General features: G+C 38.7%; 8 protein-coding genes. 5 read left to right on the top strand and 3 right to left on the bottom strand.

The genetic code is table 11. The annotated features are described in order from the left end of the window. Positions 1-86 precede the first annotated feature (86 nt). Entirely contained in the window at positions 87-1,079 is a 993-nt protein-coding gene (locus ACQR30_RS03425) for a helix-turn-helix domain-containing protein (protein ID WP_429731278.1), read from the bottom strand. 245 nt (positions 1,080-1,324) lie between these two features. On the opposite strand from ACQR30_RS03425, the gene ACQR30_RS03420 reads away from it, so the two are divergent. From ACQR30_RS03420 to ACQR30_RS03400, 5 genes are all read left to right on the top strand, one after another. Then, the gene (locus tag ACQR30_RS03420; protein WP_429731275.1) at positions 1,325-1,987 is read left to right on the top strand and encodes a GNAT family N-acetyltransferase; all 663 of its coding nucleotides are present in this window, start codon (positions 1,325-1,327) and stop codon (positions 1,985-1,987) included. Positions 1,988-2,046: 59 nt separating this feature from the next. After that, positions 2,047-3,132 (top strand): heparan-alpha-glucosaminide N-acetyltransferase domain-containing protein, encoded by a 1,086-nt coding sequence (locus ACQR30_RS03415; RefSeq protein WP_429731272.1) that lies wholly within the window; start codon positions 2,047-2,049, stop codon positions 3,130-3,132. Positions 3,133-3,315: 183 nt separating this feature from the next. Next, entirely contained in the window at positions 3,316-4,617 is a 1,302-nt protein-coding gene (locus ACQR30_RS03410) for a lysine N(6)-hydroxylase/L-ornithine N(5)-oxygenase family protein (RefSeq protein ID WP_429731269.1), read from the top strand. A 228-nt stretch (positions 4,618-4,845) separates the two neighbouring features. Next, on the top strand, positions 4,846-5,697 hold the full coding sequence (locus ACQR30_RS03405; RefSeq protein WP_429731266.1) for an RteC domain-containing protein: 852 nt from the start codon (positions 4,846-4,848) through the stop codon (positions 5,695-5,697). Between the two features lie 645 nt (positions 5,698-6,342). After that, the gene (locus ACQR30_RS03400; protein ID WP_429731263.1) at positions 6,343-6,903 is read left to right on the top strand and encodes a hypothetical protein; all 561 of its coding nucleotides are present in this window, start codon (positions 6,343-6,345) and stop codon (positions 6,901-6,903) included. A 498-nt stretch (positions 6,904-7,401) separates the two neighbouring features. On the opposite strand, the gene ACQR30_RS03395 is transcribed toward ACQR30_RS03400, so the two are convergent. Next, positions 7,402-7,791, bottom strand: a complete 390-nt coding sequence (locus ACQR30_RS03395; protein ID WP_429731261.1) for a DUF1398 domain-containing protein — start codon at positions 7,789-7,791, stop codon at positions 7,402-7,404. A 170-nt stretch (positions 7,792-7,961) separates the two neighbouring features. Continuing rightward, positions 7,962-8,718, bottom strand: a 757-nt coding sequence (locus ACQR30_RS03390; protein ID WP_429731259.1) for a helix-turn-helix domain-containing protein, incomplete at its 5' end; no start/stop codon positions are given.

Below are 8,718 nucleotides of genomic sequence, written 5' to 3'. Positions count from 1 at the left end.
CGTCATCTGTTATTCATTGATTATATTTTGGATAAATAGGTTTCTGCATATTTTAGAAAAATAAAAAAAATAAAAAATGATCCGTACTATTTACGATAATAGGAGGGGGGAACCTTATGGTATTTCTTAAACGCTTTCGTTAAGCTATCCCCACCTGCAAAACCATGATTTATGGCTATATCATCAAAGGTTAAATTAGTATGTACTACATCCTGAAAGACCTCATTCATACGATTCTTATTCCAAACACCATAAGGCCCTTCGTTCAAAATGAGTTGAAAAAGCTTCTTAAAGGAAGTGGCGCTCATGCCCACCATCCTGGCGTAGTAAGCAATACCCCGAAATTTTTTTAAATCAGAAAGTAAAGCTGCAAGCGCTGCGTTTAACTTTTCATCCATTTCTTTTTTTTGATCGTAACGAAATCTTTTAGATGACATTTCTAAACTGCATCTGATAGCAAAGCCAAATAAAAGTATTACACTGGTATCTAATAAAAACGTATCTAATATCGGTTCTGCTAATAAAGCCGTAATTGTTCTGGCTAGTTGCAGCATCGGTAACGTCGCATATAAATGTTTTGGATAAAATAATACATTCCTACCTGCTTCTATTTCATTTAGAAAATCATACATGATTTCTGGATATTGCTGATATAACATATCTAATAGTAAAGGTTGCGCGTGGTAATCCAAGGTAGTATAAAAAGAGTCTTTTTCAAACAGCGCTTTGTTTTCCATATGGGTGGAATGTATCAGGTTAAACTGCGATTGTTTATGTAACACACGACCCGATGGCTGCCACAGATTATAAGCAATATTACTGCGAATAAGCATGCTTAATTCGACTGATCCGTAGGCAGCCCTACTCAGCGTATGACGCCGTTGTCTGGTTTCATAGTTGCTGAACCAAATATGATAAAGCGGTCGAAAAATCCCCTGAAAAACCATGTTGCCAAAATCACCATGTAAAGAATATAGCTCACTACCAGGGAGTATCAATCCTTTATACGATTTGTGCACCCTATTTTCAAAGCCGAAATAATCACCGAAGTCTGATTGAATATCGAAAAGATCCTTCATAAAAAAAATATTAGGAGTTAAAAAATAATGACGTTAGATACGATTACCGGCATCAACAACAATCAGGACATCTTTCATCGCCTTCTTATAAATTCTATCAGGGTAAGATATTTTTCAGTGTCCGTCTTTAAAGACAAATTAAATGTCCTATCGGACAAGATGATTACTCATTACTGCCAGTAGCTTGCAGTCAATAAGAGATAAAGCACCACAAAAAAATATACTTCAAATTGAATTATGAAATTATGAAAAAAAAATTAAATGAGTTATTTGGTCCGTACGACCTACCGAAGAAACCTGATCAATCATTACTTACAGCATCCTTTTATCAAAGGAATTTTAATCGGCAAAAGCTTCAGCTAAGACCGATGCATCTAGCCTTGCATGGGCGGTTGTTACACAAATGGTGCAATCAGCCTTATGCCGCTCGTTTTTGGCAGTTACAGGGTACTTATAAATCTTTTAAGGCCTACTATGACGAAATGCTTGAGGCTTCTATTAATCTATTTTTTATGTTGTATTTAGATGATATCCCGGTAGGTTTTGTAGAAGTGTACCGGGTAATAAACGATGAAGAACTAGCCCAGCATCTTGATGCTCAAAATAATGACTATGGTCTTCATCTTTTAATGTGTCCTTACAGACTATTACCGCCTTCGGTTATTAAGAATATGAAAGGCATTGCGTATCAGTCACTACTTACCGTGCTCGATTTTCTATTTTATATATTAACCATCGATAACCTCTTTGTAGAGCCGGATGCAGCCAATATCCACGCTTGCAGGTTAGCGGAGCAGGCAGGGTTTGATTTCTTAGAAACTATTCAGCTGTCTTATAAGACCGCTAACCTATACAGGTATGTCAGAAAAGATTATGAGAAAAAGCATCCCCTAAAGACGCGTAAATAGGAGAGCGGCAGCTTTCAAAAAATCTTGGTTAGCAACTCGTAAAATATAAATCAATCGTTATGGCAACTTCACGTAATGTCACGCTGGACGTGGCAAAGGGGCTTACTTTGCTTACACTTCCCGCTATTCACAGCACTTTATTTTATTCAACAACAATGGTTCGGTGCTCCTTATTTGGTGATATAATGGCTTTTGTTGCTGAGGGAGCGGGCGCACCTGTCTTTATGCTCACCATGGGTATCGCCATTACGCTGGGTAGAAAGAAAACAATCAGGCAAATTATTTTCAGGTGTTTGATGCTCTTTTTTCTAGGCTACTTACTCAACTTTTTAAAATTTGTATTGCCTACCTTATGGGATGGTATTCCGGCAAATCTTTACACGGAAAATGGTATGGAGCAAAACGTTAAGGGGACCATACGGTTATTGCTTATTGGTGATATATTACAATTGGCCGCTCTTGCTTACTTTATCTGTGCTCTGCTATATCGGTGTAAATACTATGCCTATTGGTCAATGGCATTGGTTGTGCTGATTATTTTCACTGCACCTTTTATCTGGCGGTTACAGACAAATGATTTACTAGGGCAATTACCACTTAATCTAATCAATGGATTGCCTCCTGCATGTTTCTTTCCCTTGTTCCCCTGGCTTTGCTATCCGCTACTTGGCCTCGCCATTGGTTATTATATTCTCCGGCAACGGTTTTATAATCGGATTGCAGTTTTGGGGGCTATCATCATTCTTATAGGACTTGCCCTAAAACATTTTGAACCGTCTAACTGGGAAACAAATTTCTACAGACTTGGACCGGGCGGCAGTTTGATACATATGGGCACCGCGCTTATTTTTTTATACCTCTGTCATCTGCTACTACAAATACCCAACGCAAAAAATAGTAGGTTCATTAAGTTACTTAGTACGCTTAGTAAAGAAGTAACCTTAGTCTATATACTTCAATGGGTCGTTGTTTGTTGCTTATTGTTCCAATTTGGTTACCACCAAATTGGCTTAAATAGGACACTATTAGCCATCTCGATAAATACTTCGCTAACCATTACATTGACTTATCTGTGGTTATTTATCAGGAAGAGAAGAAAAAAAGTTGAAGAGAGAGCAAGCGAGAAAAAGAGGAGAGGAGAATAAGTAAGCAGCGGCAACAGAAGAAGAAGTAGTAGTAGTAATAGTAGAAATGGAAAGCCCAACCTTCTCTTAAACAATCCTGTCTTTGGTAATCAACTAAACAAATATTCAAGACCAACCATTGAATCGTAATCATTACGCCTTTACATCATCGTTTTTATCATCGCCTTTCTAAAATTTTAAACTATGCAAACGATCTATGATATTTTAGGTATTGGTATCGGGCCATTCAACCTGGGGCTGGCAGCGCTGGCCGCGAACATCCCCCGTCTTACAACTATTTTCCTGGATGAGCGCCCAGGCTTTAACTGGCATCCGGGAATGATGATGGAAGGTACTAAGCTACAAGTACCCTTTCACGCGGATCTGGTAACGCTGGCTGACCCCCAGAGTCCTTTTAGTTATCTCTGTTATCTCAAAGCCAAACAAAGGCTTTTTCGCTTTACCATCCGGGAAGAATACTTTCCTTTAAGAAAAGAGTATAATGATTATTGCCGGTGGGTATGCAGCCAGTTAAAGAATCTGTCATTCGGACGACATTGTGAAAAGATATACTATGACGAACAAAAGGGCGTATATGTTGTTTGTTGCAGAGAAACCAGTAGCGACGCGTTAAAGATTTATTACAGCCGCCATGTCGTACTGGGAGTGGGTAGTCAGCCCTATCTGCCGGACTGTATCAACCGCAATCATCCGCATATTTTTCATTCAGCCAATTATCTTCCTAATAAAAAATTGATCAAGGGCAAAAAGCAGGTAAGTATTGTGGGTTCCGGACAGAGTGCCGCCGAGATATTTTATGATTTATTGACGGTGTTGGACAGCGAGAAAGATGGTGAGAAAGAACCATTTCAACTAAACTGGTACACACGTTCTGCCCGCTTTTTTCCAATGGAATATAGCAAGCTGACTTTAGAAATGACTTCCCCTGATTATCTACGGCACTTTTACGCTCTTGCACCTGCCGTGAAAGAAAAAGTCCTTGCCGGACAGTCCGGACTATACAAAGGCATTAATCACTCGTTGATTGCCGCTATTTATGACAAGCTCTATAGCATTGGGTTGGATAACGCGATCGGCAAAACACCTGTTCATTTACAAAGCAATTGCCACCTGGAAGAAGTCACCATTGGTGAATCAGATAGGGTCGATTGCGGGTTTATGCAGACGGAGACGAGGCGAAGCTTTCAACAAACGACAGATATCTTAATCTTAGCTACGGGCTATCATAGAAAAATTCCACCGTTCTTAGCACCGGTGAAAGAAAATATTCGATGGGATGACCGAGGCCGCTATGACGTGAAGGAGCATTATAGCATTGATGACAGAGACAGTCTATTTGTGCAGAACGGCGAGCTGCATACCCATGGTTTCAACGCACCGGATTTAGGCATGGGACCTTATCGCAATGCGGTTATCTTAAACAGCATTCTGGGTTATGTGCATTTTGACATCGAAAGGGAAGTGGCTTTTCAAAGTTTCGGCTAGGGCCGGCTTCAAGTGACGCTCCTCACAATGTAGTCAACATAGCCTTACATAATAATGTCTTCTATCCTAACAATTTTATTGTTCATTATTTAGTTTATCTATTCGGAAGCCGCTGAGGTTAAGGCCTAAATTAGGGCGGGGATGATGACTAAGAAATAGTATCAAACATACTACATCATAATAAACGACCAAGGCTGCTGCTATTTTTTAATCTAAAAAAAACAAAAGATGATGACATCAATTGAAGCATTCGTAAGTCAGTTAGAACAAGAACTATTAGCCATTGAACAAGGTGATAATAGTCATCTTGAACAGTGTAAACTTTGTATGGATTGTATTCAGCAGACTTTAATCGCGCTAAATGAGCATGTGACCTTGCATCCGCTAGGTAGCGTAGAGGAGAAAATACAGTTGCATAAAAGCATTTTACCCAAGGTAAACGCGCATCTTATCTATTTTATCAAAGTATTTGAAATAGAGACGGCCTTACCAAAAAATGCTTTATTCGCCCGGAAGAAATATTACCACAGGCAGCTCCGGACGATCAATCGTTTCTTTGATTACAATAAAAAACTCTATCAGTATTATAAAAGTGGTGATACCCGGCTGGACGCTCAATTGTTTTCCGACGCGCCCTTGCAGTTAGAGCTGGCACTCGAAGAATATGCTTTTGTACCTGGTCATTCATTCTCCAGCTGTCAAAGCAGTCGACTGGCGAGAATCATCGCTTATGAAAGAGTACAAAGTTATATTCATATTGCTTTGGCTGAGTTAAACGACAGCAGACCTTCACCTGTTTATTCGGGGTCAACAGATAATTCTGTTCGATGGACGGAGCAAAAGGCGTCGCTGATTGAACTGGCTTATGCCTTACAGAGTAGAGGGTGCATTAATAATGGTAGGCTGACTATCAAAGAGGTGGTGCAATTACTGGAGCAGGTCTTCCAAATTGACCTGGGTAATTTCTATCGTGTATTTATAGGCCAAAGAATTCGTAAAAACAGAACGGTCTTTCTGGATACCTTAAAAGAATGTCTCACTAAGAAGATGGATGAGGAAGACGAGAATCCAAGAATGTAGGCGTCGCAAAATATAGAACGCTTTCTTGGATATATTAAATGGAGAAACGATTATGGAAGGGGATGGGGCGGATAAGGCGTATAGATTCTTCTAAACAAAAGTATTGGGGGCATAATTGTAAAAGGGGCGTGTAGACGATGTTTCAGATTGTATGACGCTTTGACTGGTTGGTAAATTGAGTGAAGTTTACACGCCAATGGGATAAGATACTTTCCTACCGGAGGACAAGTTGATCTTTCCCAAAATTAGCCCTCAATTCTTTTTCACCGTTTGGGTTCTAAAAACATATAGTTATTTGCTTCAATTATTTCAAGAATGCCTTTTGGAGGGAATTTGAGTAATGCCTTTTAGGTAGTAATATCTGATTTAGCATTTAATGCTTTGGCATCCACCCCCGAACAATGCCGCGGCCTTTTTTACGAGGTGTCTCCAAGCCTTTTACGGCAGGGATTGTAGATGCTCATTTTTGAGTAGGTAAGTAAATTTTCGTTTCAAAGGATAGACCAGTTTATTCGGAGCTCTGCAACCATTTTCATTAAATCCATCATTTTTTTCCGATAATCAATGATTGATTATCGTTAAGAGAATTGAGGAATTCTATCGCGTCATTGGTTTTATAATATTGTTTTTTCGCATTGTCGTTTATTGAATTCGCCATTTGTTCAACGGCTGTATTTTGAAAATATCAAGAGCTTAATTGATTCTTGTTTTAGCATTGTAAATAAAAATACGAATGAGCACCCTGCGGCAAGTACCCGTTTGAAACCGTTAAACCCTCAGAATTTTAGCCAAGGTGAATATTTTAGTATTCAACAGGCGTCGACTGATAATAACTGGCAAATGATTAAAGACTGGGCTCCATCTAATGACGTTCCTGCCAGAGAAGGTTTCGTACATGTCCCAATTTTAAAAGCTACAGTCCCGGGAAGCACTTTATCTTTATCTTTCAAAGGGAATGCTATCGGCATTGCTATCGTGTCTGGTCCAGATGCAGGAAATATCTATTATTCAATTGATGGATCAAAAGAAAAGAAAATAGATCTATATACGCAATGGAGTAGTTCTCTTTATCTGCCCTGGTATCTTTTATTAGGCAGTGGCTTAAAAAGTGGCACACATAAATTAAAAATTAGGATTGCCTCAAGTAAAAACGTCCTAAGCAAGGGAACTACTTGTGAAATTGTACATTTCCTTGTAAATAAATAACGGTAGTCCTAAGGCAGGCGTCAAGTTGGAAATGCTATAATAATTCCTTGGGATGATATAGTTCCGATTTGTTGATGGTTTATCTTTTGGGATCACTCAATCTTGGATGTCTTTAATGAATGTGGCCATTTGGTAGACTCAGTTGAAAAATATAAAAACAAGCTTGGTTGTTGTCCGAAGAAGTATAAGCAGATTAGATATACTGTACTCGCCATCTTTTGCACAACCTGTCGATACCAACAGTACGAACGATAGCAGGCTCCAATTTTTCATAACATTGTGAATGTTTCAGACTTTGACTCCAGTTTCTCAGAAAAGTCAAATTTAGTGCCGATGCCTTTTTGTAGGGGTTTCCTATTATGACCGCTGATATGCCGCGTATTGGTGATGGGCGGGATCTCTAGCACTAATGCTCAATCGAAGAACGGACGTAAATTTTGCACTTCCGTTGATACGAAGCTGTTCAGCCCGCCTATTACCGATGTTGTACGCAGTTTTTTATTGTGGAATTTGCTCCACCAAAATTTCTTTTCCTGCTTTGTCGTAATAAGTGCAAGTCATTTTGTCCATACAGATTGCCCATTTTTCAACGCCAAACGCTGCACACATTTTAATGAAAGTCAGGAAGTCTGTTGTACCCTCTTGATGAGCTATTAATTCTGCTTTAAATTCATTATTTTTTGCAGCCTCAGCAATTGCCAATGGGTCATACTTGGCAGGCACTTTTACAGTACAGTCGTTCGCATTGTGATAGTCAATGTGTCCGTCTGTTACATAGGCTTCATAGTGTGTAACACCTAATGACTTTATTTTTTTGATGTAAGCAGGAAAGTCTGCACCTGATTTCACTTTGTTGTGAGCCGATTTGATTTGTTCTACTGTAAACATTTTCTTGATTTTTAATTGTTAAACAATTTGTTCAATTACACGCAACCATAATGCTCAAACTGGTGAAAATGATAATTGGTTTTAATATTATTTTCATCGTTGCTTTGCTTTATGAGTACAATGCAAAGATGCGGTGATCCAAAAGGCTGTAATTGTAAAAAATCGTTTTTCTACAAGAAGCGTTTGAAATTTTCGGGTATGTCACCCGTGAATCGTTTGAAGTCTTTTATGAAATGGGCTTGGTCAAAAAAATTGTTTTCGTAGCAGATTTCAGTCAGCGTTTTTGCTTCGTTTAGATTGTCAAGAACTGCGTTGAAACGAACAATTGTGGCAAATTTTTTGGCGGTTGTTCCAACTACCTTTCTAAATCGTTTTTCAAATGGGCTTTGGCTGATAAATAATTTTTCGTTCAGTTCCTTTACTCTTATTGCTCCTTTGGATTGATAAATGAGTTTAACGGCTTCAATAATTAATTTGTCAGTTTCAATGTCTTTGAGCTGAGATAGTAAAAATTGTTCCACTGCTTTTATTCGTTGGTTGTCTGTGGTTGCAACAGCTAATTTGCCTTCAACTTCTTCGACTTTGTTTTTGTCAAAAATCTCGTCCAATGAAAGGCTTAAATTAAAAAGTTCGTTAGCTGGATGGGAAGCAAAATGGGTAAAACCAATTTCGGTAAAGCAAACTAAAATCGTTCCGATGTCAGGCGAATTTTTGAAGATTTTGTAGCGGTCAGAAATACCCGTAATTCCTGCCGATTTCAGTTTGTTTTCTGTATTGTTTTTTTTCGTTGAAAGTTGTCCTTTATATTGGAAACCAATAACCAAACCCGAAGACGGCAATACTTTGTATTCACTTTCCAATTCATTCTCTGACATTACAAAATATTTGATGTAAGGCCTGAGTTTTTCTATTGGAAAATATTTGTCA

It is taken from the genome of Arachidicoccus sp., assembly GCF_050436765.1.
In the GTDB taxonomy this organism is placed as follows: Bacteria; Bacteroidota; Bacteroidia; order Chitinophagales; family Chitinophagaceae; genus Arachidicoccus.
The sequence above is the reverse complement of the archived record's forward strand: the minus strand, read 5'-3'. Positions and strand labels throughout refer to the sequence as shown.

What these genes read in the sequence shown, in the direction of transcription:
- ACQR30_RS03425 (WP_429731278.1), bottom strand. Translation starts at nt 1,079, where the DNA reads ATGAAGGATCTTTTCGATATTCAATCAGACTTCGGTGATTATTTCGGC.
- ACQR30_RS03420 (WP_429731275.1), top strand. Translation starts at nt 1,325, where the DNA reads ATGAAAAAAAAATTAAATGAGTTATTTGGTCCGTACGACCTACCGAAG.
- ACQR30_RS03415 (WP_429731272.1), top strand. Translation starts at nt 2,047, where the DNA reads ATGGCAACTTCACGTAATGTCACGCTGGACGTGGCAAAGGGGCTTACT.
- ACQR30_RS03410 (WP_429731269.1), top strand. Translation starts at nt 3,316, where the DNA reads ATGCAAACGATCTATGATATTTTAGGTATTGGTATCGGGCCATTCAAC.
- ACQR30_RS03405 (WP_429731266.1), top strand. Translation starts at nt 4,846, where the DNA reads ATGATGACATCAATTGAAGCATTCGTAAGTCAGTTAGAACAAGAACTA.
- ACQR30_RS03395 (WP_429731261.1), bottom strand. Translation starts at nt 7,791, where the DNA reads ATGTTTACAGTAGAACAAATCAAATCGGCTCACAACAAAGTGAAATCA.